General features: G+C 70.2%; 23 protein-coding genes and 1 tRNA gene. 6 read left to right on the plus strand and 18 right to left on the minus strand.

Annotated elements, in window-relative coordinates:
• Positions 1-121 precede the first annotated feature (121 nt).
• Complete coding sequence (locus ACWDEW_RS29065; RefSeq protein ID WP_450516374.1) at positions 122-511, plus strand: hypothetical protein; 390 nt, start codon at positions 122-124, stop codon at positions 509-511.
• A 971-nt stretch (positions 512-1,482) separates the two neighbouring features.
• Here the strand turns inward: ACWDEW_RS29065 and ACWDEW_RS29070 are convergent.
• From ACWDEW_RS29070 to ACWDEW_RS29095, 6 genes are all read right to left on the minus strand, one after another.
• On the minus strand, positions 1,483-2,259 hold the full coding sequence (locus ACWDEW_RS29070; RefSeq protein ID WP_450516375.1) for an EamA family transporter: 777 nt from the start codon (positions 2,257-2,259) through the stop codon (positions 1,483-1,485).
• Positions 2,256-2,777 (minus strand): YbaK/EbsC family protein, encoded by a 522-nt coding sequence (locus tag ACWDEW_RS29075; protein WP_450516377.1) that lies wholly within the window; start codon positions 2,775-2,777, stop codon positions 2,256-2,258. Before ACWDEW_RS29075 ends, ACWDEW_RS29070 begins: the two co-directional genes overlap by 4 nt.
• Before the next feature lie 452 nt (positions 2,778-3,229).
• A complete protein-coding gene (locus ACWDEW_RS29080; RefSeq protein WP_450516379.1) occupies positions 3,230-3,784 on the minus strand; it encodes a cysteine hydrolase family protein in 555 nt (184 codons plus the stop codon).
• A 39-nt stretch (positions 3,785-3,823) separates the two neighbouring features.
• The gene (locus ACWDEW_RS29085) at positions 3,824-4,408 is read right to left on the minus strand and encodes a hypothetical protein (RefSeq protein ID WP_450516381.1); all 585 of its coding nucleotides are present in this window, start codon (positions 4,406-4,408) and stop codon (positions 3,824-3,826) included.
• 98 nt (positions 4,409-4,506) lie between these two features.
• Positions 4,507-6,729: an MMPL family transporter gene (locus ACWDEW_RS29090; RefSeq protein WP_450516383.1), complete on the minus strand. Its 2,223-nt coding sequence runs from the start codon at positions 6,727-6,729 to the stop codon at positions 4,507-4,509.
• A gap of 130 nt (positions 6,730-6,859) precedes the next feature.
• Positions 6,860-7,459: a TetR/AcrR family transcriptional regulator gene (locus ACWDEW_RS29095; RefSeq protein ID WP_362980307.1), complete on the minus strand. Its 600-nt coding sequence runs from the start codon at positions 7,457-7,459 to the stop codon at positions 6,860-6,862.
• A gap of 165 nt (positions 7,460-7,624) precedes the next feature.
• On the opposite strand from ACWDEW_RS29095, the gene ACWDEW_RS29100 reads away from it, so the two are divergent.
• Positions 7,625-10,867 (plus strand): S41 family peptidase, encoded by a 3,243-nt coding sequence (locus ACWDEW_RS29100; RefSeq protein ID WP_450516385.1) that lies wholly within the window; start codon positions 7,625-7,627, stop codon positions 10,865-10,867.
• Positions 10,868-10,992: 125 nt separating this feature from the next.
• Here the strand turns inward: ACWDEW_RS29100 and ACWDEW_RS29105 are convergent, their stop codons facing one another.
• The 4 genes from ACWDEW_RS29105 to ACWDEW_RS29120 all read right to left on the minus strand — a co-directional run bounded on the left by ACWDEW_RS29105 (position 10,993) and on the right by ACWDEW_RS29120 (position 14,591).
• Positions 10,993-11,190 (minus strand): hypothetical protein, encoded by a 198-nt coding sequence (locus ACWDEW_RS29105; protein ID WP_362980311.1) that lies wholly within the window; start codon positions 11,188-11,190, stop codon positions 10,993-10,995.
• 85 nt (positions 11,191-11,275) lie between these two features.
• Positions 11,276-12,163, minus strand: a complete 888-nt coding sequence (locus tag ACWDEW_RS29110; RefSeq protein ID WP_450516387.1) for an SDR family oxidoreductase — start codon at positions 12,161-12,163, stop codon at positions 11,276-11,278.
• On the minus strand, positions 12,160-13,095 hold the full coding sequence (locus ACWDEW_RS29115) for an alpha/beta fold hydrolase (RefSeq protein WP_450516389.1): 936 nt from the start codon (positions 13,093-13,095) through the stop codon (positions 12,160-12,162). Before ACWDEW_RS29115 ends, ACWDEW_RS29110 begins: the two co-directional genes overlap by 4 nt.
• Positions 13,092-14,591, minus strand: coding sequence for a flavin-containing monooxygenase (locus ACWDEW_RS29120; protein WP_450516391.1), 1,500 nt, complete (start codon positions 14,589-14,591; stop codon positions 13,092-13,094). Before ACWDEW_RS29120 ends, ACWDEW_RS29115 begins: the two co-directional genes overlap by 4 nt.
• A gap of 168 nt (positions 14,592-14,759) precedes the next feature.
• Here ACWDEW_RS29120 and ACWDEW_RS29125 point away from each other — a divergent pair, with 168 nt between their 5' ends.
• Positions 14,760-15,401, plus strand: a complete 642-nt coding sequence (locus tag ACWDEW_RS29125) for a MerR family transcriptional regulator (RefSeq protein ID WP_450516496.1) — start codon at positions 14,760-14,762, stop codon at positions 15,399-15,401.
• Here the strand turns inward: ACWDEW_RS29125 and ACWDEW_RS29130 are convergent.
• Positions 15,389-16,192, minus strand: a complete 804-nt coding sequence (locus ACWDEW_RS29130; RefSeq protein WP_450516393.1) for an exodeoxyribonuclease III — start codon at positions 16,190-16,192, stop codon at positions 15,389-15,391. The genes ACWDEW_RS29125 and ACWDEW_RS29130 overlap by 13 nt on opposite strands.
• A gap of 136 nt (positions 16,193-16,328) precedes the next feature.
• Between ACWDEW_RS29130 and ACWDEW_RS29135 the strand changes: the two genes are divergently transcribed.
• Together ACWDEW_RS29135 and ACWDEW_RS29140 are read left to right on the plus strand one after the other, a co-directional pair.
• Positions 16,329-16,805, plus strand: coding sequence for a GNAT family N-acetyltransferase (locus ACWDEW_RS29135; protein WP_450516394.1), 477 nt, complete (start codon positions 16,329-16,331; stop codon positions 16,803-16,805).
• An 812-nt stretch (positions 16,806-17,617) separates the two neighbouring features.
• A complete protein-coding gene (locus ACWDEW_RS29140; protein ID WP_450516396.1) occupies positions 17,618-18,949 on the plus strand; it encodes an outer membrane protein assembly factor BamB family protein in 1,332 nt (443 codons plus the stop codon).
• Positions 18,950-19,349: 400 nt separating this feature from the next.
• Here ACWDEW_RS29140 and ACWDEW_RS29145 read toward each other — a convergent pair.
• The 7 genes from ACWDEW_RS29145 to galU form a co-directional block, all read right to left on the minus strand.
• Positions 19,350-19,423, minus strand: a tRNA-Ala gene (locus ACWDEW_RS29145).
• A gap of 61 nt (positions 19,424-19,484) precedes the next feature.
• Positions 19,485-20,825, minus strand: a complete 1,341-nt coding sequence (locus ACWDEW_RS29150) for a hypothetical protein (protein ID WP_450516397.1) — start codon at positions 20,823-20,825, stop codon at positions 19,485-19,487.
• Positions 20,826-21,041: 216 nt separating this feature from the next.
• Positions 21,042-21,656 (minus strand): GNAT family N-acetyltransferase, encoded by a 615-nt coding sequence (locus ACWDEW_RS29155; protein ID WP_450516399.1) that lies wholly within the window; start codon positions 21,654-21,656, stop codon positions 21,042-21,044.
• A 20-nt stretch (positions 21,657-21,676) separates the two neighbouring features.
• A complete protein-coding gene (locus tag ACWDEW_RS29160) occupies positions 21,677-22,219 on the minus strand; it encodes a MogA/MoaB family molybdenum cofactor biosynthesis protein (RefSeq protein ID WP_450516401.1) in 543 nt (180 codons plus the stop codon).
• The gene (moaC, locus tag ACWDEW_RS29165; RefSeq protein WP_362980332.1) at positions 22,216-22,728 is read right to left on the minus strand and encodes a cyclic pyranopterin monophosphate synthase MoaC; all 513 of its coding nucleotides are present in this window, start codon (positions 22,726-22,728) and stop codon (positions 22,216-22,218) included. The genes ACWDEW_RS29160 and moaC overlap by 4 nt, the downstream gene beginning before the upstream one ends.
• A 62-nt stretch (positions 22,729-22,790) precedes the next feature.
• Positions 22,791-24,113 (minus strand): molybdotransferase-like divisome protein Glp, encoded by a 1,323-nt coding sequence (gene glp, locus ACWDEW_RS29170; protein WP_450516404.1) that lies wholly within the window; start codon positions 24,111-24,113, stop codon positions 22,791-22,793.
• Between the two features lie 5 nt (positions 24,114-24,118).
• On the minus strand, positions 24,119-25,021 hold the full coding sequence (gene galU, locus ACWDEW_RS29175; protein ID WP_450516405.1) for a UTP--glucose-1-phosphate uridylyltransferase GalU: 903 nt from the start codon (positions 25,019-25,021) through the stop codon (positions 24,119-24,121).
• A gap of 132 nt (positions 25,022-25,153) precedes the next feature.
• On the opposite strand from galU, the gene ACWDEW_RS29180 reads away from it, so the two are divergent.
• Positions 25,154-25,735: a 5-formyltetrahydrofolate cyclo-ligase gene (locus ACWDEW_RS29180; RefSeq protein ID WP_450516407.1), complete on the plus strand. Its 582-nt coding sequence runs from the start codon at positions 25,154-25,156 to the stop codon at positions 25,733-25,735.
• The last annotated feature ends 31 nt before the right edge of the window (positions 25,736-25,766 follow it).

Raw genomic sequence — 25,766 nt, forward strand, 5'->3', positions numbered from 1 at the left:
AACACACCCCGTCAGTGCTTTCGCACGGCGCAGCATTCTCCTCGCTCGCGTCAGGAGACGCAGCCACGGCATGATCCTCGTCAGCATCAATAGATCTGGGGGACCTATGCCTCGCACTGCCATGCTGCTCGCCGTCGCACTACTTGCCAGTCTCACCGCCTGCGGAAGCAGAGACGACGCCAGACATCACGACGCACGCCCGAAGAGCACCCCAACCGCCGGCCAAGGAGACCGCTACCTCAAGGCAGCCCGAGACATGCCGTATACCGAGGGCAAGCCAACGGATCAGGAGCTTCTCGCCTTCCCGCCGAAGTGGTGCAACGGCCTGGCTCAAGGGCACAGCGTGGGAGATCTCTTTGATCTGCACGGGGACGACCTGTACCCAGCCGGCCAGCACTGGGGCTTGGAGCAGGCCGACGCCAACGAGCTACTGGTAACGGCCGTGAACGTCTACTGCCCGGACTACTGGAAGCGGGTGACTCAAGACATCAGATCCAACGGCGGCCTCTGAGCGCCGCTGCAAGCAGCGCACGCCGCTAAACCCACTCCACCTCGGACTGGATGCCCACACGGCTCCCAGGCCCCGGCAGCGGCGTTCTCGGGACCTCCTGAGGGACGTGCCGCGCCTCCAGGACCCCAAGATGCCGGAGCGCGGCGGCTACATCGTCCTCGCTCGCCCCCGCCAGGACATCAACGAGCCGCTCCAGAGGCTCACTCACCTCAGTGCGTATGTCCGCTGGTCGGACCGTCTTTCTTGACCGTCAGCGGCAGCAACTTCTTCCCGCTGTCGCTCAGTTGTGGCCATGTATCGAACTGCGGACAGATGGCGCAGTTGAAGCAAGCAGCCATCCGCCTTGGCCGCGCCGATCAGGCAGGCAGGCAGCCCCGGTCTGCTCAAGGCTCTGCTGTCATGTGACCCGCTTGATCGATCAGTGGACGATGACACCTGGGACGAGAGCGACAAGGCCCGACACGACGCTCGCCATGCCTGACAGTGTGACGATGGTGGCCTTCCCGTCCGAGAAGAGACCCGAGCAGAACTGTCGAAGCTGGCGGCGGACGATGAGCAACTTCAGCTTCTGCCAGCGGTGTTGTCGGATGTAGCAGCCCAGGAGAAGGCCGGAGGCGTTGTTCCGGCAACCGTCCTCCCGCCCGCGCACCGGAGCGCCACACGTCACAGGAGCTTGGAAGAAGCACCATGCTGCGGTCGCGGCCGAAAGGACGATGACTATCACCGGGCCAGCGGCGGAGTTGATCCATGCGGCTATCAATAGGAACCCCGCCAACACGCCCCACCACTGGCCCAGCCCGCCAAGCCCTTTTGTTCTTGCCCCCGAAGTCGCCATGGAGGGGACTTGCGGCTCGGCTGCCGTAGTCATGCAGGCCTGACCCTGTATTGGCCTGATGGCTGCGGAAATAGGCGGGTTCTTGCGCGGCGCCTGCTGAACTGGGATCAGGGCAGATGCACGCCCCGCATACCCATCAAGCTCCCTGAGTAGCAAAGTTATTGCTGCATGAGCAGGACTTGACCGACGACTCGCGCAGGGCGGCGATGGGTGCGAGGTCCGCTCGGGTCTGGGCCCACAGGACGAGTCCGTACGCCAGCACGGACAGGGCGGCACCGAGGAAGCCGACGGCGGCGAACGGCATTAGCTCCGAGAGGAGTTGACCGCGTCGGAGGAAGAAGGCGTAGGCCGGGATCATCCACCCTTCCGCCGCCATCAGCCAGGCGATGTACCCCAGCGAGGACCCCGAGGCGCGTACCCCGAGCCCGTCCACGACGGTGTACGCCGCGATCGACAGCCCCGTCGCCAACGCGGCACCGATCGCCGCCCAGTTGGGCCGCCGCCCGCGCATCCCCCACAGCGCGACACCGGTCAGCCCCGTGCACGACAGCGCGATACCCGCCGCCGCCCATCCGTCGGGCACCTCGTGCGCGAAGACGGCGGCGAGGACCGTGACGACGAGGGGCGCGGTGCCGCGCGCGATCGGATAGGCCTGCCCGAAGTCCCCGAGCCGGAACGACTTCATCAGCAGCAGCGTGTAGGCGAGATGGATGAGCGCGGAGGCCCCGATGTACGGCCACGCGCCGGCGTCCGGAAGGGCCGTGAACGGCACGAGGACGAGCCCGATGACCGTCCCGCCGCCCGTGATGAGCGTGAACCCGACCAGCTTGTCGGTGATTTGGTGCGCGAGGGCGTTCCAACAGGCGTGCGTGACGGCGGCGAGCAGGACAGCGGCGGCGACCAGCGGCGTCACGAGATCTGCTCGCGCACGTCCACCAAGGTGGCACCGGCGTACGCGACAAGTTCCTTCGGTTCCATGGGGAACACGGCGTGCGGATTGCCGGCGGCGGCCCACACGACGTCGTGCGCGAGCAGCGAACGATCGGCGAGCACACGGGTCTTCGTACGGTGCCCGAAGGGTGGCACGCCTCCGATGGCATAGCCGGTCGTCTCCCGTACGACGTCTGCCTTGGCCCGCGTGACCTTCTCGACGCCGAGCTCCTCCCGGACCCGCTCCACGTCCACCCGCGATGCCCCGTCCATCAGCACCAGCACCGGTACCCCGTCCGCCGCGAAGATCAGGGACTTGCAGATCTCGCTCAACTCGCATCCGATCGCGGTGGCGGCCTCCGCTGCGGTACGGGTCGCGCCCGGGAAGCGCCGGATGCTGCTGAGGAGTTCCCCGAGTCCCAACTCCCGGAGGGCTTCGGCGAAACGAGGGTTGGCGCCTGAGTCCGGGTCCTGGGTGTTTTCGGTGGCGTTCGTGGTCATGTACGGCACGCTAGCGGGGGTGTACGGGGCCTGCGACTGAGTTCTTGACGTGGGGCCACTCGCTTCTTTGTCAGTGTCGGGCTTCCGCGGGCCGAGTAAAGGGCGCTGCGCTGCGCTCCGCGTCGCCTGCGGCGATGGCCCTGCGGGCCACCCTTGACTCGGTCCGCTCCAGCCCGTTTTAGAAGCGAGCGAGCGGCCGGGAGGAACGGGGGGCCGAGGCATGCCGGTCCCTTGCGTGTCCTGCGTTGCGGGCCGGAGCTACGGGGCGCGTCCGCGTCTCGCCGGCACGCCGGGCCGGCTCAGCGGCCAACCGCCGGTGGGAGGGAGGGGAGGAGGAGGGGCGAGACCTCCCGGGGGTGGGGGGTGGTCTGGAAAAGTGTGTCGCTTTGGGTGGAAAGTGACACACTTTTCCAGACCTACCCCCACCCCCTCCATCGGCCGCTGGGGCGAGGTCACGTTGTGAGGGCGACGTCCTTCGTCGTCTCGACTCCTGCCTTGCGGCCTGGGCCGGTGTGGTACTTCCAGTAGAGGTTCGTGTGGGCGATGACCTGCTCCGGCGGCGGCGCACCCCACTGGCTGAGGTCGGTCGTGGTGTGGGCGTCGCCGACGAGTGTCACGTCGTAGCCGCGCGTGAACGCGCTGTGGAGTGTGGAGCGGATGCACTGGTCGGTGGACGCGCCTGCCACGACGAGGTGTCCGACCTGGGCGGCGGCCAGTATCTCTTCCAGGGGGGTGTCGTCGAAGGAGTCCGGGTAGAGCTTGTGGATCAGGGGTTCCTGGTCGCCGGGGGTCAGTTCGGGGACGAGCTGCCAGCCCTCGCTGCCCTTCGGCACGTTCTCGTCGGAGTGCTGGACCCAGATGACCGGGACGTCTTCCTCGCGTGCCCGGTCGGCGAGCGCGGCGATGTTGGCGACGACCGCGTCACGCTCGTACGCGTCGCCCACGACGGCGACCTGGACGTCGATCAGCAGGAGTGCGGTGCGGGGCCGTTCTGCGAGTGTGGTCATGCTCGACACGCTAGTCCGGCCCACTGACATCGGCCCGGTTCAGATCGGTCTGAAGCTCGGTTCCACCGGTCCGGTCTCTCCGCGTTCGGCCAGTTCGGCCAGGTCCTTCGGTTCCAGGAACTCCGGTTCGTCCGGATCGAGTCCGTGGTGCGGGTCCAGGGTCCGCAGTCGCTCGACGAAGTCGAGGACGAACGCGGTGAACAGCCCATCGAAGACCTCCGGTTCCAGGGCGTGGCTGTCGGTGACGACCTTCCACCGGTCGGGGTCGGGGTCGCAGGGCCAGAAGAAGTGTTCGTTGCCGGAGCGGTCGTAGCCCCAGGAGATCAGGCCGCCGGGTTCCGGGTGGACGGGGAAGGTGTGCAGGTCCGGGGCGCGGCGCCGGGCCTGTGCGTGCCGCTCGTGGACCTGGCGCATCCGAGCGAGGAGGGGGCTGTTGCCGCGCGGGTGGAAGATCACCAGCTCGTCGCAGATGACGCCCGTGCCGTAGGTGTCGAGGAACGTCTTGAAGTCGGTGGGCAGTGGTGAGGCGACGTACGCCTCGGTCTCGGTCCAGTCGTCGGCGGACGGATCCCTTGTCTCCGGCGACGGGCCGAGCAGCCGTACCAGTTCGTCCAGTGCTGTCACGGCCGTAACCCTGGCACCGACGCGATCTGCCGCGCCACCCGAACTCGGTGGCGCGGCAGATCAGTTGTCCGGTGCCTCAGTGCCTCGCGGCAGCCGCCTCAGGCCCGGACCAACTCCCGGTCCTCGTCGGGATCCGAGTCCTTGGAGTCGAGGGCGCGCAGGCCCTCGCCCTCGACGTCGACGTTGGGCAGTACCCGGTCCAGCCACTTCGGCAGCCACCAGGCCCGCTTGCCGAGCAGGGCCAGTACCGCCGGGACGATCGCCATGCGGACGACGAACGCGTCGAAGAGGACCGCGACCGCCAGGCCGAAGCCGATCATCTTGACCATGGACTCGCTGGAGGTGATGAAGCCCGAGAAGACCGCCATCATGATGACCGCCGCGGCCGTGACGACCCGGGCGCCGTGCTTGAACCCGGTGACGACGGCCTGGCTGGGCTTCTCTCCGTGGACGTACGCCTCGCGCATCCGGGTCACGAGGAACACCTCGTAGTCCATCGCCAGGCCGAAGACCACGCCCACCAGGAAGATCGGCATCATCGACATGACCGGGCCGGTCTCCTCCACGCCGATCAGGCTTGCCAGCCAGCCCCACTGGAAGACGGCGACGACCGCGCCGAGCGAGGCGAGCACGCTGAGCAGGAAGCCGAGGGCCGCCTTCAGCGGGACCAGGATCGAGCGGAAGACCACGATCAGGAGGAGGAAGGCGAGGCCGACGACCAGGGCCAGGTACGGGATCAGGGCGTCGTTGAGCTTCTGCGAGAAGTCGATGTTCATCGCCGTGGTGCCGGTGACCAGCACCTGCGCGTCCGTGTCGGCCTTGATGCCGGCGCCCTCGCCCCGGATGGAGTGGACCAGGTCCTCGGTGGTGACCGACGACGGCTTGGAGTCGGGCACGACGGTGATCGTCGCGGTGTCACCGGCCTTGTTGAACATGGCCGGACTGACCGAGACCACGTCGTCGAGGGTCTTGATCTTGTCGGTCACGGTCGTGACCGCGGCCTTGGGGGCGTCGCTGTTCTTGGCGTCCACGACGATCATCAGCGGGCCGTTGAAGCCGGGGCCGAAGCCCTCGGCGAGGAGGTCGTAGGCCCGTCGCTGGGTCGTGGACGTGGGCTGCGAGCTGTCGTCGGGCAGGCCCAGCTGGAGCTGGCTGGCGGGCAGCGCGATCGCGCCGAGGCCGAGGACGCCGAGGATCAGGACGGCCGCGGGACGCCGTACGACGAAGCTCGCCCAGCGGGTGCCCATGTTGGGCCTGGCCGCCTTGGCCGCCTCCTTGGCGCTGCCGCCGCCCAGCCACTTGGCCTTCTCGCCGGTGGGCCTGATCCTGCGGCCCGCGTAGCCGAGCAGGGCCGGGATCATGGTCAGGGCGATGAGCACCGCGACCACGACCGTGCCCGCCGCCGCGACGCCCATCTTGGTGAGCATCGGCACGTTGACGACCGCGAGACCGGCCAGGGCGATGACGACCGTCAGACCGGCGAAAACCACCGCCGAGCCTGCCGTGCCCACGGCCCGGCCGGCCGCCTCCTCGCGTTCGCGGCCCTCGGCCAGTTCGGCGCGGTAGCGGGAGACGATGAACAGCGCGTAGTCGATGCCGACGGCGAGGCCGATCATCAGCGCCAGCGTCGACGTCGTCGAGCCCAGGTCCAGCGTCTTGGCGAGGGCGGTGATCGTCGCGACGCCGATACCGACCCCGATGATCGCCGTCAGCAGCGGCAGACCGGCCGAGACGAGTGAGCCGAGAGTGATCAGGAGGACGACGGCGGCCAGCGCGATACCGATGATCTCGCCGACGCCCATCTCCGCGGCGGCCTGGAGCGCGTCACCGCCGACGTCCACGGTCAGCCCTGTGGCCCGGGCCTGGGCCGCGGTGTTCTCCAGGGCGTCCTTGCTGGAGTCCTTGAGTTCCATGCCGGCGACGTCGTACTTCACCGAGGTGTAGGCGACCGTCCCGTCCTTGCTGACGGCGTTCGTGGTGAACGGGTCGCTGACGGAGACGACCTCGGAACCGTCGGCCAGCTCCTTCACCGTCTTCTCGACGGTCGCCTTGTTGGCGGCGTCGGTCATCTTCTCGCCGCTCGGCGCCTTGAAGACGACGCGCGCGGTGGCGCCGTTCGAACTGGAGCCGGGGAAGCGCTGGTCCAGCAGGTCGAAGGCCTTCTGGGCCTCGGTGCCGGGGATGGAGAAGGAGGTGGAGCCCGCGGCGGGCGCGCCGGCCGCGCCGACTCCCGCGAGTGTCAGCAGGGCGATCCATATGAGGGCGACGAAATGCCGTCGCCTGAAGGCGAGCCGGCCGGCTTTGTAGAGGAACGTGGCCACGAGGGCGTACTCCCGGTCAGGTCGTGGGGTTCTTCGGGGCAGGTGTGACCGGCCGGTTGGGGACACGGCTGATCGGCCCGACGACGTGAGCGGTTACGTCAGGTGGGCTTGCTGGGTGGTGTGGGGTGTGTCAGGTGGTGGGTGCGCCCAGTGCGGGGAGCACTACGGCGTCGATGTACGAGGTCAGATAGGCCTTGGTCGGCGGCAGGTCCTCGATCACCGTGCGGGTGGCGAAGGCGCCGATCATCATGTGCACCACGAAGTCCAGCGCGGGGCAGTCCGCACGGACCTCGCCCCGGTCGACTGCGCGCTGCATGACGACGCGGAACTCTTCCATCTCCGGTTCGACGAGCAGCTCCCGGAAGGCCTGCAGCAGGTCCGGGTTGTTGTGCGTCGCCATGGCCAGACCCCGCATCAGCGCGGAGTTCTGCTCGATCCGGCAGTCGTCCTCGCGGGCCACCATGGCGTGCATGTCGCCCCGGAGTGTCCCGGTGTCGACATCGGTGGGCCGGCCCGGCTTGCTGTGCCGCACCGCTTTGGCCACCAGCTCGGCCTTGCCGCCCCACTGGCGGTAGAGGGTCGCCTTGCTGGAACGGGTGCGGGCGGCCACGGCGTCCATGGTCAGGGCGTCGTAGCCGACTTCGCGGAGCAGGTCGAGCACGGCCTCGTACAACTCGGCCTCGCGCTCGGGTGTGATGCGACTGCGACGCGCCGTTGCGACTTCAGTCATGCGACTCACCTTCCAGCTCCGAACGACACGGTTTCGTACATGACGAATGTAGCGCACCCTTCTACGAAACGAAACCGTTTCGTACGTGTGCTGAGTCACCGGCCGGGTCACCTCGGTGATTTTTCATAAGTTGCTCCGGTCCGTCCCGCGGAAAAGCATAGGGACGTGAGCTATCTGCGCCTGCCGCACCTCAACGGAGACCTGCTGAGCTTCGTGGCCGAGGACGACCTCTGGCTGGCCCCTCTCGACGGCGGGGGCCGCGCCTGGCGCCTCACCGTCGACCGCACCAAGGTCGGCCACCCCCGCTTCTCCCCCGACGGCCGCCATCTCGCGTACACGACCTGGCGGAGCCTGGTCCCGGAGATCCACCTCGTCCCGGTCGACGGCGGACCCGGCCGCAGACTCACCTACTGGGGCAGCCCCGACACCCAGGTCTGCGGCTGGACACCCCCCGACAGGGCAGGAAACTCCGACATCCTCGCGGTGGCCTCGCACGGCGAGCCGTTCTCCTACTTCACCTGGGCCCACAAGGTCCCCACCGACGGCGACCCCGGCGGTCGGCTCCCCTGGGGCCCGGTCTCCGACATCCAGCTCGCCGACATCGACGGCGAGCACCGGACCCTCCTCCTCACCGGCACCCCGCCCCACGAACCCGCCGCCTGGAAGCGCTACCGCGGCGGCGCCATGGGCCGCCTCTGGCTGCACGGCCGCCGCCTCCTCGCCGACCTCGAAGGCCATCTGCACTCCCCGATGTTCGTCGACGGCCGCATCGCCTTCCTCTCCGACCACGAGGGCATCGGCAACCTCTACTCCTGCTCCTACGACGGCTCCGACCTCCGCCGCCACACCGACCACGACGCCTTCTACGCCCGGCACGCGGCCAGCGACGGCACCCGGGTCGTGTACCAGTGCGCCGGCGACCTGTGGATCGTCGACGACCTGTCGGCGGCCTCACTCCCCCGCAAGCTCGACGTCCGCCTGAGCGGCCCGCGCCCCGGCCGTCGTACGTACCAGGTCCCCGCCGCCCAGCACGTCGACGGCATCTCGGTCGACGAGACGGGCCGGGCGAGCGCCGTGGTCGTACGGGGAAGTCTGTACTGGCTGACGCACCGCGACGGGCCCGCCCGCACCATCACCGACACTCCCGGCGTACGGGTCCGGCTCCCCGAGATGCTCGGCTCGGGCGGACAGGTCGCCTACGTCACCGACGCGGACGGCGAGGACGCGATCGAGATCGCCTACCTCCCCCGCGCCACCGGCGACCGCGCCCCGCGCCGGCTCGCCTCCGGCGAGGTGGGCCGCGTACTGGAGCTGGTGTCGGACCCGGCGGGCGAGCGTCTGGCGATCGCGGCGCATGACGGACGGTTGTTGCTCCTGGACGCGACGGAGGACTCCAACGGCGAGGTCACAGAGCTCATTTGCTCCATCAACGGGCCGGTACGGGACCTCGCCTTCTCCCCCGACGGCAGCTGGCTGACCTGGTCCCACCCGGGCATCGGCCGCTCCCTCCGCCAGATCAAGATGGCCCGGACGAAGGACCGTCTGATCGTGGACGTCACCAACGGCCGCTTCGAGGACGAGAATCCCGTCTTCACCAGGGACGGCCGCTACCTCGCCTTCCTCTCCTGGCGCGGCTTCGACCCGGTCTACGACGTCCACACCGGCGACCTGTCCTTCCCGCTCGGCTGCCGCCCCTACCTCGTCCCCCTCTCCTCGGCCACCCCCTCCCCCTTCGCCCTGACCCCGGAGGGCCGACCCGCCGCGGGCGGCCTCGACGCGGCGGAGGACGACGAGGGCGCGGACGGCGCGGTGACGGTGGAGGTGGAGGGCCTGGAGAGCAGGGTCACCCCCTTCCCGGTCTCGGCCTCCAAGTACTCGGCGCTGTACCCGGTTTCGGGCGGCGGCCTGGTCTGGCTGCGCTGGCCGATCTCCGGCGCGCTGGGCGAGACCTTCGCCAACCCGGACGACACCAGCGGCCGGCCGACCCTGGAGTACTTCAACATCAGCAAGGCGAAGAAGTCCGAACTCGTCGACCACCTCGACTGGTTCGCGGTGAGCGGCGACGGCTCACGGCTGGTCGTGGTGGACGAGGACGAACTGCGGGCGGTGCCCTCGACGGAGTCCGGCGACGGAGACTCGACCGTCTGGATCGACCTGCGCCGCATCCTGCACGAGGTCGACCCGCCCGCCGAGTGGCGCCAGTCCTACGAGGAGGCGGGCCGCCTGATCCGTGCTTACTACTGGGACCCGCAGATGTGCGGTATCGACTGGAACGGCGTCCTGGACCAGTACCGCCCCCTGGTCGAACGCGTCGCGACCCCCGACGACTTCGCGGACCTGCTCCGCGAAGTCCTGGGCGAGCTGGGCACCTCCCACGCCTACGTCACCCCGTCCCGCCGCAACGAGGGCCCGCCCCACTACCAGCGCCGCCAGGGCCTGCTGGGCGCCAACCTGGTCCGCAGGGAGGGAGGCTGGACGGTCGCCCGCATCCTCCCCGGCGAGTCCTCGGACTCCAAGGCCCGCTCCCCACTGGCCGGCACGGGCATCCGCGAGGGCGCGGTCCTGACCCACGTCGACGGCCGCCCGGTGGACCAACTCACCGGCCCCTACCCCCTGTTGGCGGGCGCGGGCGGCACGACGGTGGAGCTGACGTTCACCCCGGCGGAGGGCGAGGGCAGGGCGAGAAGGGTCGCCGTGGTCCCCCTCATCGACGAACGCCCCCTCCGCTACCAGGACTGGGTGGCCAAACGCCGGGCGGTGGTACGGGAGTTGAGCGGCGGCCACTGCGGCTACCTCCACATCCCCGACATGGGCGGCTCCGGCTGGGCCCAGTTCAATCGCGACCTGCGCCTTGAGGTCTCCCGCCCCGCCCTCATCGTCGACGTACGCGGCAACGCGGGCGGCCACATCAGCGAGCTGGTCGTCGAGAAACTCACCCGCACCATCCTCGGCTGGGACCTGACCCGCAACGCCCAACCGGTGTCGTACGCGTCAAACGCCCCGAGGGGGCCGGTGGTCGCGCTGGCGGACGAGGCGACTTCGTCCGACGGCGACATGATCACAGCGGCCTTCAAGCTCCTGAAGCTCGGCCCGGTCGTAGGCCAACGCACCTGGGGCGGAGTGGTCGGCATGACCGGCCGCCACGAACTCGGCGACGGCACGGTGATCACGGTCCCGATGAACGCGGCCTGGTTCGACGCCTACGGCTGGTCGGTGGAGAACAGGGGCGTGACCCCGGACCTGGAGATCCTCCGCACCCCACTGGACTGGGCGGAGGGCAGACACGCCCAGCTGGACGACGCGATCAAGCTGGCCCTGGATCTGCTGGCGATCCATCCCGCGGCAACCCCACCGGACCACTCGGCCGTCCCGGACAGAAGCAGACCGAAGTTGCCGCCACGCTCCTGAGAGACAGAGGGGCAACTCACCTGGGGGCGCGGGGAACTGCGCGCCCAGCCCCGACGCACCCGCGCCCGACAACGAAACGTGGGACGCCCCAAAAACCCAGGGCGCCCCACGCAATCGGACAACGACTAAACGTCGTAGTCCTGGTCCATCCGGTCCTCTTCACGCTGCATGCGCTCGGAGGTCTCGTCCCGCTGCTGACCCCGCTCGGGCATCTCGTCCCGCTGCGCGCCGCGCTCCCCGCGCTCGCGCCCCTGGCCCGCCTTCTCCTTGGCCTTGTTCGCGAGCTCTTCGGCCTTGTCCTGGAACTGGTCCTTCATACCCATGTGGGTTCACTCCCGTAGTGGGGGGAAACGGCCCTTGACCGGGCCTCGACCAGATTCACACGCCCGGTCACCCCGCGCATCTCGATCAGTCACCCTCCGTAGCGCGCGCAGCCTCATCCGCGGCCCCACCTGCACCGACGAGTCCGGACCGCATCCCTTCCAGCCGCGCCCCGAACCGCCGCATCTCCCGCTGCCCCACCGCGCCGATGATCCCCGGCAGATACCCGCGCACGCCCTGCGTCCCCCGCAGCCACCCCTGCCCGTACACATGGCTCGACCGCCGCTCGATCCCGGCGACGATCCGGTCCACGGCCGGCCCCAGCGGATACGTCTTGTTGGCCGGCCACGGCAGCCGCTGCCTCAACTCCCGCATGACGTCGTCCTGATCGGCCCCGCGCACCATGTCCGTGTCGGTCCAGGACAGATACCCGACGCCGACGCGTACGCCCTTGTGGCCGACTTCGGCGCGCAGGCTGTGCGCGTACGCCTCGACACCCGCCTTGGACGCGCAGTACGCGGTCATCATCGGCGCGGGCGTGATCGCGGCCAGCGAGGCGATCTGCAGCAGATAGCCGCGGCTCTCCATCAGCACCGGCAGGAACGCCCGCGCGGTCACGGCGGAACCGATCAGGTTGACCTCGATCACCCGCCGCCACGCGACCGGATCGGAGTCGACGAAGGGGCCGCCGCTGGCGACACCCGCGTTGGCGACGACGATGTCGACCTTCCCGAACCGCTCCTTGACCTCGGCGGCGACCCGCGCCATCGCCTCGTGATCGGTGACATCCGCGTACCAGGAGGCGCTGTCGGTGTGCAGCCGCTCGGCGACCTGCTTGAGCGCGTCCGGCTCCAGGCCGACCAGCGCCACCTTCGCGCCGCGCGCGGAGAGCTTGCGGGCGAGCAGTTCGCCGACGCCCCGCGCGGCCCCGGTCACGACCGCGACCTGACCCTCCAGGCTCACCCTGTTGCTCATGCGCCCTCCTTGATCTGATCGCTCGGGTCCAACTCGATGTAGGCGGCTGCCAGTTCGCGGATCTTCCCGGTGACCAGCTCCGGCGCCTCGACGGGGGTCATGTGCCCGAGCCCCGTCAGCTCGGTGCTCCCGACGCACTGCGGCAGTGCGGCGACCAGCGCCCGCGCGTGCACCGGCGGTGTCATCCGGTCCGCCGTACCGACGACGACGACCGTGGGCACCGCCAACTCCCGTACCCCGCGGTCGAGTTCGAGGGAGTCGAGGACCTGCGACCACGCGTGCCGCACCGTCCTCGGACACGCGTGCACGATCCGCGCGCACGCCTCGACCATGTGCGGCGCGGAACCGGGTCCCATCGTCGCGTACTTCAGGATCCGGCGCGCGGCGGGCGTGACCGGCCCGAGCGGCGCCCGCGTCCCGAGGACCTTCCGGGTCAGCCGGGTCCGCGTCCGCCCGGCCCGCATCGGCACCACGAGCGACTCGTCGACCAGCCGCGAACTGCCCGTACTGCACAGCAGCACGGCCACCGCGTGCTCCCGGAACCGCGCCCGCCCGGCCGCCGCCAGCACGGTCATCCCGCCCATGGAGTGCCCCACGACCACGGCCTTCTCACCGGGGGCGAGAGTCGCTTCGAGTACGGCTTCCAGGTCGTCGGCGAGCGCGTCGGTGCTGTAGGCGAGGGCCGCCGGACTGCGCCCGTGCCCGCGCTGGTCGTAGACGACGACCCGGTGGTCGACCGCCAAGTCCCTTGTCTGCGCGGCCCAGAAGGCCGTGGAGCAGCACCAGCCGTGCGCGAGGACGACGGCCGGCGCACCCTCGGGGCCGTGCACCTCGGCGTGCAGCCGGGAGCCGTCGGCCGAGGTGACGGTGAGTTCGCGGACGGGGACGGGCGGGGCGTACGGCCCGGACGTGACGTGCAGGAGCCGGCTCATACGGCGGCCTCGGCCTTCTTCTCGGCGGGCGCCCGCACGACCTCGTACTCCGCGAGGTTCACGCGCCGGGTGGCCGTGCGGAACTCGGTGGTCGTGCCGGGCCAGATGGTGGTGTTGCGGCCGTTGGCATCGAGGTACCAGCTGGTGCAGCCGCCGGTGTTCCACACGGTGCGCTTCATGCGTTCCTGCACGCGCCGGTTCCAGGCGTCCACGGCGGCGGGCCGGGCGTCGAGGGCGACGCGTCCGCCCAGGACGTCCAACTGCCGTACGTAGTCGGCCATGTAGTTCAGCTGGGACTCGATCATCAGGATCATCGAGGAGTTACCGAGGCCGGTGTTGGGCCCGATGATGGTCATCCAGTTGGGGAACCCGGCCGCCGAGGCGCCGCGCAGCGCCTGCATTCCGCCCTGCCAGGCCTCGGCCAGCGTCCGCCCGTCCGCGCCGACGACCCGGTCCGCGATCGGCATGTCCGTGACGTGGAAGCCCGTACCGAAGACGATCGCGTCGACCTCGGCCGTACTGCCGTCGGCACCGACGACGGTCGAGCCGCGCACCTCGCTCAGCCCGCTGGTGACGACGTCGACGTTGGGCCGGGCGAGGGCCGGATAGTAGGCGCTGGAGAGCAGGATGCGCTTGCAGCCGATGCGGTAGTCGGGGGTGAGTTTGGCGCGCAGGGCCGGGTCCTTGATGGAGCGGGCCATGTTGCGCCTGGCCAACTGCTCCACCATGCCCAGTTCGTTGGGCCGCTTGGTGAACGCCTGGACCTGCAACTCCCTGAGGCCCCACAGGAGTCCGCGGCGGGCCTGGGTGGTGAAGGGCAGCGCGCGGTGCAGGGCGCGTTCGGCGCCGCTGATGGCGCGGTCGACGCGGGGCATGACCCAGGGCGGGGTGCGCTGGAAGAGGGTGAGGCGTTCCACCTCGGGCTGGATCGACGGCACGATCTGGATCGCGGAGGCGCCGGTGCCGACCATGGCGACGCGTTTGCCGCGCAGGTCGTAGTCGTGGTCCCAGCGGGCGGAGTGGAAGACCTTGCCGGGGAAGGAGTCGAGCCCCGGGATGTCCGGGATCTTCGGGTCGGAGAGCGGCCCGGTCGCGGAGACGACGAGGTCGGCGGAGTACGAGCCGCTCGTGGTCTCGATGTCCCAGCGCAGCCGGTCCGCGTCCCAGGTCATCATCTTCACTTCGGAGTTGAAGCGGAGGTGGGGCCGGAGCCGGAAGACGTCCGTGACGTGCTCCAGGTAGCCGCGGATGTGCTCCTGCCCGGAGAAGGTGCGCGGCCAGTCGGGGTTGGGCGCGAAGGAGAACGAGTACAGATGGGACGGTACGTCGCAGGCGCACCCGGGGTAGCTGTTGTCCCGCCAGGTCCCGCCGACGCTGTCGGCGCGCTCCAGGACGACGAAGTCGGTGACGCCCTCGCGCCGCAGCCGCACCGCGGCCCCCAGCCCGCCGAACCCGGACCCGATCACCGCCACCCGCACGTGCTCGTGTTCGGTCATCCCGTGCCCTCCCATACGACCGCGCAACCGCGCCAGTGAACACTGGCACAATCGGACTGTAGAGCAGCTCCGTACTCATGGGTAGGGGGCGGGAGCCGGAAAGTTACCGACGGTACGACGTAGGGTGCGTGGGTGGCGGAGAAGGCAGAACAGAAGCGCGAATACCGCATGGAGGAACTGGCCGAGCGGGCCGGCATCACGGTGCGCACCCTGCGCTTCTACCGCGAGCGCAAACTCATCCCCCCGCCCCGCCGGGAGGGCCGTATCGCCTGGTACGACGAGACCCACCTCGCCCGCCTGCGCACGATCTCGGCGCTCCTGGAGCGCGGCCACACCCTCAACGGCATCGCGGAACTCGCCGAGGCCTTCGACCACGGCCGCAACGTCGGCGAACTCCTCGGCCTGGGCGCCCCCACCGAGGAGACCCCGGTCCGGCTCACCCCGGAGGCCCTCGCCGACTACTTCGGCGACCAGGCCACCCCGGAGAACTTCGCCGCCTCACTCGAACTCGGCTACCTCGGCACCGACGGCAGCGAGATCGTCCACATCAGCCGCCGCCTCCTCGACGTCACGGCCTCGCTGGTCCGCGAGGGCATTCCCCTCGCCGACGTCCTCGACGCGGGCCGCCGCGTCCGCGCCCACACGGAGTCCCTCGCCGAACTCTTCGCCGACCTGGTCCTCGCCCAGGGCGGCACACCGGAGGACCTGCAACGACTGCGACCGCTGGCGAAGAGCGTGGTGGAGGCGGAACTGTCGATGGCGATGGACCGGCGACTGCAACAGCGCGGCCAGGACCCTCAGAGGTCGTAGACGACCGTCACCGGCGCGTGGTCCGACCACCGCTCGTCATGCGTCGCCGCCCGCTCGACATACCCCTTGACCGCCTTGGCGGCGAGCCCCTGTGTCGTCACGTGGTAGTCGATGCGCCATCCGCTGTCGTTGTCGAAGGCCCGCCCCCGGTACGACCACCACGAGTACGGCCCCTCCACGTCCGGATGCAGCGCCCGTACGACATCGACGTACGCGCCGTCCGCCGCGTCGAAGACCCGGCCCAGCCACTCGCGCTCCTCCGGCAGGAAGCCGGAGCTCTTCTGGTTGGCGCGCCAGTTCTTGAGGTCGGCGGGCTGGTGGGCGATGTTCCAGTCGCCGCAGACGACGACCTCGCGCCCGTCGGCGGCGGCCCGCTCGCGCAGGTCCTTCAGATAGGCGAGGAACTCGTCCATGAAGCGGATCTTCTCGTCCTGCCGCTCGGTGCCGACCTCGCCGGAGGGCAGGTAGAGGCTCGCGACCGTGACGCCGGGGAGGTCGGCCTCGACGTAGCGTCCGCTGCCGTCGAACTCGGCCGACCCGAAGCCGACCCGGACGCGGTCGGGCTCGCGGCGGGTGTAGAGGGAGACGCCCGCGCGGCCCTTGGCGGCGGCCGGCGCGTGCACCACGTGCCAGCCCTCGGGGGTACGGACGTGCTCCGGCAACTGCTGCGGCTCGGCCCGCACCTCCTGGAGGCAGAGCACATCGGCGGAGGTCCCGGCGAGCCACTCCACGAAGCCCTTCTTCGCGGCGGCCCGCAGTCCGTTCACATTGGCAGAGGTCACCGTCAGCAAAACACTCTCCTCGACACGGCAGGTGACCCGGTCGTCAGGACACGTTGTCCGAGGTCACAGTGGGCACTCCGGCACGATACCGGCACACTGGACGGAGCCCGGATCCCGCTGACGAGTAGGTCTACGAGTTTTCCCCATGCAGATACGCACTGTTCCCTTCGACCACCCCGACGCCGTGAAGCTGAACGACGAGGTCCAGGCGGAGTACCACGTCCGCTACGGCGACGGCGGCGACTCCACCCCGCTCGCCCCGACGGACTTCGAGCCACCGAACGGCATCTACCTGATCGCGTACGACGAGGACGACAGACCCGTCGCCACCGGCGGCTGGCGCTCCCAGGACGCCAACGGCGAGGGCAACGAGGACGGCGACGCCGAGCTCAAGCGGATGTTCGTGGTCGAGCAGGCACGCGGCCGGGGCCTCGCCCGCCGCATGCTGGCCGCCCTGGAGGAGAACGCCCGCGCCGCCGGCCGCACCCGCATGGTCCTGGAGACCGGCACCAAGCAGCCCGAGGCCATCGCCCTCTACACGTCCAGCGGCTACGAGCCCTGCGTGAAGTTCGGCTACTACCGCCACTTCGACGACAGCCGGTGCTTCGCAAAGGCACTGTGACATCGGGTACCTGTCGGCTCCTCGGGCGACAGGTGCCCGGGCCGGGAAGGCAAAGATCCCGCCCGATCTTCCGATCGGACGGGATCCTGTTGCTTGCGGAGCTTCCGCCATGCGGGTCTCCGCAGGGGACACCGTCGTGGGTCAGGACGGCGACGGTACGTCCGTCACGGTCTGCCCATGCGGGTGAAGGACCCGTCGGGGCGTACGAGGTGTCGCCAGGTGAAGGACATACCGTCCCCTTGGAGCGTGGCGCGAACGGACACGATCTGCGGGATGGGCTGCCCAGGTCCGTCACGCAAAGCAGCCGGTACTCCCCGAAGGCCACCGGTCCGGTCGGCCGCTTGCCGCTGCCGGTTCCCCGCATGCCGTGCGGCTTGCGCCGGGGGCCCGACGCCCGAACGATCCCGTGGGCCGGGCGTGGTGCCTGCGGCAGCAGTCCCGGCAGGGCGTTGGTACCCGACGGGCACCCGGCCACCCTCGTGGCGTCAGGATGATCACATCTGCGAACATGTTCCGGTCATCCACGCCGAGTCGCGCCCCGCGTAGCCATGCGCCCGCGCGAAGGAGAACAGCACCCCATGTCGCAGCCGCCACTGCCACCTCCCTCGCAAGGCCGTCCTCCGCAGCCGCCCCCGTACCCCCAACAGGCCGGGCCGTATCAGCCCTCTCAGCCCTCTCAGTCCTACGGCCCCTACCAGCCCCCTCAGCAGCCACAGCCGGGCCCGTTGCCACACCCTCAGAATCCTTATGCCCAGCCTCAGTTCCCGCCCCCGCCCCAGCAACCGCCCACCCGTGGACGGCGCCTGCCGTTCGTGCTCTGCGCAGTGGCCGCCGTCCTGGCTCTCCTCGCCACCGGCACGGTCCTCATGCTCCGCGGCGACGACTCCACCTCCTCGGACGGCAAGGCGAGCGCCACCTCCCCGCACCCCACGCCCACCCCGACCACCATCAACGGTCGTCAGCTCCTGGACGTAGACCCGCCCGAGCCGAAGAGCTCCAGCGACTACGTCCAGACTCCCGGAGCCTGGCTCACCTCCCGCGCCTACGCCACCGGCGCCGAGGAGGCCGTCACCGGCTACGACCTGACCACCGGCAAGCGCGCCTGGACCGTCCCGCTCTCCGGCGGGCTCTGCGGGGCCTCCCGCAACGTGACCTCCACCGGTCTCGTCGCCGTCGTGTTCCACGCGACCAAGGACACCGTCAAAAGTCGCTGCACGCGGTTCGCGGTGATCGACGTGAACAAGGGCGTCAAGGTGTGGGAGAAGCCGATCACCGACGAGAGCGTCAGCCTCGGGCTCGGGCTGAACGTCGCGATCAGCGACACCGTCGCGGCGGCCGGTTGGCCCGGCGGGTCCGCCGCCTACGACACCTCCACCGGCGCCCCCGCGTGGACCGCCCCGGCCGACGGCTGTACCCAGGAGGAGCACCTCGGCGGTAAGGAACTCCTCACCCTGTCCTACTGCAAGACCTCCACCGGCATGAAGTTCCGCATCGGTGAGCGTGATCCGGGCACCGGCAAAGCGACGTGGCGGTACGAGGTGCCGAAGGCCAAGGGCGCCTGGCTGGTGTCCAGTGAGCCGCTCGTGCTCGGCCTGCTCCAGAACGACGAGGGCCTGGACGCCGACCAGTTGGTCACCGTCTCCGACGAGGGCAAGGTGCAATCCACCATCCGACTCGGCGACGACTACGTCGCGGGGTGCGGTGAGACCGGCGGCTGCGGCGCCACGGTCGTGAGCGGCGACACCGCCTACCTCGGCAGCGACCCCCACAACTACTCGGCGGGCAACCGGATCACCGCTTTCGACCTGACCACCGGCAAGGCCATCCGCAGCTTCCCGGCCCCGGACGACTCGACCCTCGTTCCGGTGCGCGCCGAAGGCAAGGCCCTCGTCGCCGTGCAGAAGGCCGAACCCGCCACCCCCGCCCGGGTCCTGCGCCTGGACCCCGCCACCGGCAAGAGCACCACGTTGATGGAGATGCCCAACGAGCTGTCGCTCAACAGCACGCTGCACTCGTTGATCAGAAACGATGCCAAGGAGCCCATGCTGTACGACGACGGGCGGTTCTTCCTGCACACGGGCAGCGGCTACTACGCGGGCGAGACAAGCCCCGATCCGATGACGCTCGCTTTCACGACCTGGTAGGCATCCGTCGGGCAGTTCGGGAATGAAGGCGCTGGATCAAGGCCTACCGTCGCGTCCGCAGCCACGACGAAGGTGCCAACGGGCGGTTCAAGAGCGGGAAACTCGACATCGGCAACCCCCAGCACCGGGACGCCCCCGGCCAAGTCGCCCAGGCACTGCTCCTCGCCGTCATGCTCACCATCGCCACACGCCCTCTGACCGACCTCGCGCCGAACAGCCCCCCATCACAGCTCAGCACGCCGATCAATCCGGTCGGCGTGCTTCCCCGTGCCCAGGCTCAAGCAAGAACGCGCAGCATGCCCACCACGCCGCGCGGCCACCCGCGCCCGGACCTTTCGTACAGGCCAGAAACGACGAGATCCCGCCCGATCTTCCGATCGGACGGGATCTTGTTGCTGTGTGGACCTGTGGGGATTTGAACCCCAGACCCCCTCGATGCGAACGAGGTGCGCTACCAGACTGCGCCACAGGCCCTTGCAACGAGTGAAACTCTAGCATCCCCCTCAGGGTGCTTGGAAATCCGTTCCTTGCCTGGTCACTCGTTGGCCGCGCGGGGCCGTTCGCCGTCCTCGTACTGGTCGAACAGCGGGGTGCGGCCGCGCTCACGGGCGCGGCGGGCGGAGGCGGCGCGGCGGGCGTCGGTGCGGCCGTCCGGCGTCGCCTTGTCGTCGTCCGACAGGCCGTCCGCCTCCTCCTCGTGGGCCGTCGGCTGCGCTTCGTGCTCCGGCGCCACCGAGCTGGAGCGCGCGGAGCTCCACGCGTCGGGCGCCCCGAGGTCCACGTCGGAGGTCGCGCGCGGGGCGACCGGTGCGGTGACGTATGTCGGCAGCGGTACGGGTACGGGGTCCCAGCTGTCGCCCTGGCCGGGCCGGCGCTGCCGCTCGCGCTGCTGGTCGACCCACTCGGCGTGGTCGGTCTGCTCGACGAGGGCGCGGCGGTCGGCGGCGAGGGCGGACATCCCGGGGTCCGTCTCCGGTTCGGGTCCCTCCTCTGCGTCGTCGATGCCGGCGTCCACGGTCGCGCGCCGGCGCGGCTGGCGCTCGCGCAGTCGCTGCGCGGCGGCCTCGGCCTGGCGGCGGTCCATCTGGTAGGCGAAGCGGCGGCGTTCCTGGGAGCGCAGGTAGGCGATGTACCCGCTGAGCAGGATCGCGGGTACGCCGGGTGCCCACAGGAAGGTGAGCCCGCCGACAGCCGCGACGATCGCGCCGAGCGTGAAGGCGAGGAAGAGCATCACGGTGGTACGCCGACGGCGCGCGAGCACCTTCACACGCCGGGCGCGTGCCGCGGCGGCTTCCTCGGCGGGCGTACGCCGTCCGACCGGGACGCGCCTACGGGCCGACGCCGGGGCGGACTTGGACGCCTGCGCGGAGGCCGGGGCCGGGGCAGACGCTTGCTGGGGTGCCGGTTTGGCCGCCTGCTCCCGGGCCTGATCACGGACCTGGTCGCGGGCCTGACCCCGCGCCTGGTCCCGTGCTTGGTCGCGCGCCGGTTCTCGACCCGGCTCACGCGCCGACTCGCGCGCCGGTTCGCGCTCCGTTTCCCGCGCCGCTTCCGACCGGTCCGGACCCGGTCGGTGGACCTGTGCGTGCACCTGGGGACGGGCCGGGGGCATGGCGAAGGCCCGGACGTCCACCGAGTCGGTGACGGCGTCCGGCACGACGGCGCTGGGCTCCCCCTCCTCGGTGGAGCGCGCCCGCAGGTCCTTGGCGTACCGGCGCTCCATTCCCGCCCGTCCGGACAGCAGCCGGATGGCGGTGCTGAAGCGTTCCGTCGGACGGGCCTCGTTCAGCTCGTCCTGCCTACGGAGCCACATCGGCACCAAGTAGGCGGCCCAGGCCCCGACAATGACTGCGTAGATGAGGCCGCTGCTGCTCACGCCTCACACGGTAGAGGGGTTTGCGTGAGGCCATCTGCCAATTGAGCCGGTGTGTCGCACGATCTGGCTGATATTTCGAGCTTTTTTTGTGACCGATGCGATCAACAGGCCGCGGAGTTGGCGAATTCATTGCCCCAAGGCGGTCATCCGTCGATCACTTTCGAACACTTATTCCATTTCCGGGGATCCGTGCTTCCGGGCCCAACAGGCTCCCCGTTACGCGGGATTGTCGTGCGGTGTGCTCCGGGAGCGTGCCCGCTGCCAGCGGGCCAGCAACCCTTCGGGGACCTCTTCAGCGGTGAGCGCGAAGACGAGATGGTCGCGCCAGGCGCCGTCGATGTGGAGATAACGGGGCCGAAGCCCCTCCTCACGGAATCCGAGTTTCTCGACGACCCGGCGGCTGGGCCCGTTCTCCGGGCGAATGCAGACCTCGATGCGGTGCAGTCCCACGGCCCGGAAACAGTGGTCGACGACGAGTGCCACGGACGTCGGCATCACTCCGCGTCCGGCCACCGACTCGTCCACCCAGTAGCCGATGTGGCCCGAGCACATCGAACCCCAGGTGATCCCGGCGACCGTCAACTGCCCGACCAGCCGCCCCTGGTACTCGATGACGAACGGCAGCATCCGGCCCGCGTTCGCCTCGGAGCGCAGGTGCCTGACCATCTGCCGGTAGGTCGGCCGGTGTGCGACCGGCCCGCTGGGCGTGGGCGGCGGAATGGTCGCCTCCCAGGGGCGCAGCCAGTCCCGGTTGCGCCGGTTGACCTCGCGCCAGTCCCGCTGGTCGCGGAGTTTTATCGGCCTCAGGACGATGTCGCCGTCCACCAGCACGGCGGGCCAGGATGGGCTGTTCAGCTCGCACCCCCACTGGTGTCGGCGGGTCTGGGGTGATCGCCGCCTCGGATCTGGTCGACGGCGTGCGCCAGCAGGGGTTCCAGGACGGCGAGGCCGTCCCTCACCCCGCCGGTGGAACCCGGCAGGTTGACGATCAGTGTGCGTGCGGCGACTCCGGCCAGGCCCCGGGAGAGCGCCGCGGTCGGCACCTTCTCCCGGCCGAAGGCCCGGATGGCCTCGGCGATGCCCGGCACCTCGTAGTCGATCACCGCGCGGGTCGCCTCGGGGGTGCGGTCGGTGGGCGAGACGCCGGTACCGCCGGTGGTGACGACGGCGTCGTAACCGGCTTCTACGGCGGCCCGCAGGGCGGCCTCGACCGGGTCGCCGTCCGGAACCACCTGCGGTCCGTCGACAGCGAAGCCGAAGGCCTTGAGGCCGTCCGCGATCAAGGGGCCGCCCTTGTCCTCGTAGACCCCGGAGGCAGCGCGGTTGGAGGCGGTGACCACCAGGGCGCTGTACGACGCGAGCGGCGCACCGCCTGCCGCGTCGCCGGGCGTCATGTCCGGCTCCAGTCGCCCGACTTGCCGCCCGTCTTCTCCTCCACACGTACGTCCGTGATGACCGCTCCCTTGTCGACCGCCTTGACCATGTCGATCACGGTGAGCGCGGCGACGGAGACCGCGGTGAGGGCCTCCATCTCGACGCCCGTGCGGTCCGTCGTCTTCACGGTGGCCCGGATCCGTACGGAGTCGTCCGCGACCGACAGATCCAGTTTCACACCCGACACCGACAACGGGTGACAGAGCGGGATCAGATCGGGGGTGCGTTTGGCGCCCATGATCCCCGCGATGCGCGCGGTGGCCAGGGCGTCGCCCTTGGGGACTCCCTCGCCGCGCAGGAGTTCGACCACGCGGGGCGAGACGAGGACGCGTCCGCTGGCGGTGGCGGTGCGCGCGGTCACGTCCTTGCCGGACACGTCGACCATGCGGGCGGCGCCCGCGTCGTCGATGTGCGTGAGGCGGTCCTGCTCAAGGGGTCCGGGGGTGTCCCCCCGGAAAGGCTCAGTCATGCTGTGCGGCGCTCCCGGTCCGGGCGTGTTGTGCGCGACACGGTACCGCCAACCAGGAGTGCTCAGCCGAGCAGGACCACCTCGACCTCGGTGCCGGGCTCGACGGACTCGACGTCCTCGGGGACGACGATCAGCGCGTCGGCCAGCGCGAGGGCCGCGACCAGGTGCGATCCGGCGCCCCCTACGGGGGTGACGGCACCGTCGGCGTACGTCCCGCGGAGGAACTGCCGGCGACCCTTGGGCGAGGTCAGCGCCTTGTCGGCGGTGAGGGTGGCGCGGGTCCTGGGGCGGTGGACGTCGTCGAGGCCCATCAGGGTGCGGATCGCGGGGCGGGCGAACAGCTCGAAGGAGACGTACGACGACACCGGGTTGCCGGGGAGGGCCAGCAGCGGGATGTGGTCGGGGCCGATGGAGCCGAAGCCCTGGGGTTTGCCGGGCTGCATGGCGAGCTTGCGGAAGTCGATCCCGGCGCCCTCCTCGTCCTCGTCGCCCACGGAGGACAGGGCTTCCTTGACGACGTCGTACGCCCCGACGCTCACGCCGCCCGTGGTGACCAGGAGGTCGGCGCGGACGAGTTGGTCCTCGATGGTGGAGCGGAGGGTGTCGGCGTCGTCAGCCACGGCGCCGACCCGGTAGGCGATGGCGCCGGCGTCGCGGGCGGCGGCGGTGAGGGCGAAGCTGTTCGAGTCGTAGATCTGGCCGTCGCCCAACTGCTCGCCGGGCTGGACGAGTTCGCTGCCGGTGGACATGACGACCACGCGCGGGCGGGGCCGGACGCGGACCGTGCCGCGGCCGACGGCGGCGAGCAGGGCGATCTGCGGCGGCCCGAGGATCGTGCCGGCGTCCAGGGCGCGGTCGCCGGCCTTCACGTCGCTGCCCTTCGCGCGCACGTGCGCGCGTGCCTCGGCCGAGCGGTAGACGTGCACGTGTCCGCCGGCCGCCTCGGGGGCCTGGCTGCGGGCGCGCATGCCGGTGACCGGTCCTTCGCCCAGGCCTCCGTCGGTCCACTCCACGGGGACGACGGCCTCGGCGCCGGGCGGGAGTGGGGCGCCGGTCATGATGCGGGCGGCCTCGCCGGGGCCCACGTGGAGGGGTTCGGCCTGGCCCGCCGCGACGTCACCGACGACCGTGAGGACGGCCGGGTACTCGTCGCTCGCGCCCGCGACGTCCGTGACCCGCACCGCGTAGCCGTCCATCGAGCTGTTGTCGAAGGGCGGGAGCGAGACCGGCACCGTGATGTCCTCGACCAGGACACAGCCCTGGGCGTCGAGCAGTTGCAGCTCGATGGGTTCCAGAGGGCGGACGGTCGCGAGGATGTCCTCCAGGTGCTCGTCCACCGTCCAGAGGTGGTCGGGTCCCGTGGTGCGGTTCGCGGCGGTGCTCAACGTTGCTACATCTCCTCGGCTACGTAACTGCGAAGCCAGGCGCGGAAGTCCGGGCCCAGGTCTTCACGTTCGCACGCGAGTCTGACAATGGCACGCAGATAGTCGCCCCGGTCGCCGGTGTCATAGCGGCGGCCCTTGAAGACGACGCCGTGCACGGGGCCGCCGACCTTCTCGTCGGTGGCCAACTGCTGGAGGGCGTCGGTGAGCTGGATCTCGCCGCCGCGGCCCGGCTCGGTCTTGCGCAGTATGCCGAAGATGTGGGGGTCGAGGACGTAGCGGCCGATGATCGCGTAGTTCGACGGGGCGTCGGCCGCCTCCGGCTTCTCGACCAGGCCGGTGACCTTGACGACGTCGCCGTCCGCGGTGGCCTCGACGGCCGCGCAGCCGTAGAGGTGGATCTGTTCGGGTGCGACCTCCATGAGGGCGACGACGCTGCCGCCGTGCTGCTCCTGGACCTCGACCATGCGCGCGAGGAGGGGGTCCCGGGGGTCGATCAGGTCGTCCCCGAGGAGGACGGCGAAGGGCTCGTGGCCGACGTGCGGGGCCGCGCACAGGACCGCGTGGCCGAGGCCCCTGGGGTCGCCCTGGCGGACGTAGTGCATGGTCGCGAGGTCGCTGGACTCCTGGACCTTGGCCAGCCGGCTCGCGTCGCCCTTCTTCTGGAGGGCGGATTCGAGCTCGTAGTTGCGGTCGAAGTGGTCCTCAAGAGGGCGCTTGTTGCGTCCGGTGATCATGAGAACGTCGTCGAGCCCCGCCGACACGGCCTCTTCGACCACGTACTGGATCGCGGGCTTGTCCACGACCGGCAGCATCTCCTTGGGAGTTGCTTTCGTGGCCGGCAGGAACCTGGTGCCGAGACCGGCTGCGGGAATGACAGCCTTGCTGATCCTGGGGTGCGACTGAGTCATGCCCGAACCTTATCCGGTGCCTTTGTGCAGAATCTGTGGCTCCGGTTAATACGCTCTCATATGAGCATATTGGAAAGGATACGGGTGGGACCTGTGCGTCACCTAGGACATGAACCCGAGCCTGACAAGCGAATGTTGCGTCGAGAGTTCCTCACGGTGAGGAACAGGTTGACGGCCGATGACGTGCGGGAATCCGCCACGGCACTCGCCGACCGCGCGCTGGAGCTGCCCGAGTTGGCGCACGCGCGCACCGTGGCGGCCTACGTCTCGGTGGGGGGCGAACCGGGAACGCTCGCCCTGCTGGACGCGCTCCGCGCGCGGGACGTCGATGTCCTGCTCCCCGTGCTCCTCCCGGACAACGACCTGGACTGGGGCGCCTACGGCGGCGAGGGCTCGCTCGAACGGGTCCAACACGGCGGAAAGATGGCCCTGTTCGAGCCCTCCGGGAAGCGGCTCGGCCCGGACGCGGTGACGGCCGCGGACGTTGTCCTGCTGCCCGGTCTGGCGGTCGACGGGCGCGGGATGCGGCTGGGGCGCGGCGGCGGGTCGTACGACCGGGTGCTGGCGCGGCTGGAGCGGGCGGGCGCGCATCCCGCGCTGGTGGTGCTGCTGTACGACTCCGAAGTCGTCGCGTCCGTCCCCGCGGAGGCGCACGACCGGCCGGTGCGGGCGGCGGTGACACCGGGTGGTGTGCACCGGTTCCCCGGGAACTGAAATGGCCCTCCACGCGCGCGTGGAGGGCCAT

It is taken from the genome of Streptomyces sp. NPDC001100 (genome assembly GCF_053598575.1).

Bases quoted from the DNA above. Each gene is read 5' to 3' on its own strand.
- ACWDEW_RS29080 (WP_450516379.1), bottom strand. From the start codon at position 3,784: ATGACCACACTCGCAGAACGGCCCCGCACCGCACTCCTGCTGATCGAC.
- ACWDEW_RS29110 (WP_450516387.1), bottom strand. From the start codon at position 12,163: ATGAGCAACAGGGTGAGCCTGGAGGGTCAGGTCGCGGTCGTGACCGGG.
- ACWDEW_RS29115 (WP_450516389.1), bottom strand. From the start codon at position 13,095: ATGAGCCGGCTCCTGCACGTCACGTCCGGGCCGTACGCCCCGCCCGTC.
- ACWDEW_RS29160 (WP_450516401.1), bottom strand. From the start codon at position 22,219: ATGACGCCCGGCGACGCGGCAGGCGGTGCGCCGCTCGCGTCGTACAGC.
- ACWDEW_RS29125 (WP_450516496.1), top strand. From the start codon at position 14,760: ATGGAGGAACTGGCCGAGCGGGCCGGCATCACGGTGCGCACCCTGCGC.
- ACWDEW_RS29135 (WP_450516394.1), top strand. From the start codon at position 16,329: ATGCAGATACGCACTGTTCCCTTCGACCACCCCGACGCCGTGAAGCTG.
- moaC (WP_362980332.1), bottom strand. From the start codon at position 22,728: ATGACTGAGCCTTTCCGGGGGGACACCCCCGGACCCCTTGAGCAGGAC.
- ACWDEW_RS29095 (WP_362980307.1), bottom strand. From the start codon at position 7,459: ATGACTGAAGTCGCAACGGCGCGTCGCAGTCGCATCACACCCGAGCGC.
- galU (WP_450516405.1), bottom strand. From the start codon at position 25,021: ATGACTCAGTCGCACCCCAGGATCAGCAAGGCTGTCATTCCCGCAGCC.
- ACWDEW_RS29180 (WP_450516407.1), top strand. From the start codon at position 25,154: ATGTTGCGTCGAGAGTTCCTCACGGTGAGGAACAGGTTGACGGCCGAT.
- ACWDEW_RS29065 (WP_450516374.1), top strand. From the start codon at position 122: ATGCTGCTCGCCGTCGCACTACTTGCCAGTCTCACCGCCTGCGGAAGC.
- ACWDEW_RS29075 (WP_450516377.1), bottom strand. From the start codon at position 2,777: ATGACCACGAACGCCACCGAAAACACCCAGGACCCGGACTCAGGCGCC.
- ACWDEW_RS29120 (WP_450516391.1), bottom strand. From the start codon at position 14,591: ATGACCGAACACGAGCACGTGCGGGTGGCGGTGATCGGGTCCGGGTTC.
- ACWDEW_RS29105 (WP_362980311.1), bottom strand. From the start codon at position 11,190: ATGGGTATGAAGGACCAGTTCCAGGACAAGGCCGAAGAGCTCGCGAAC.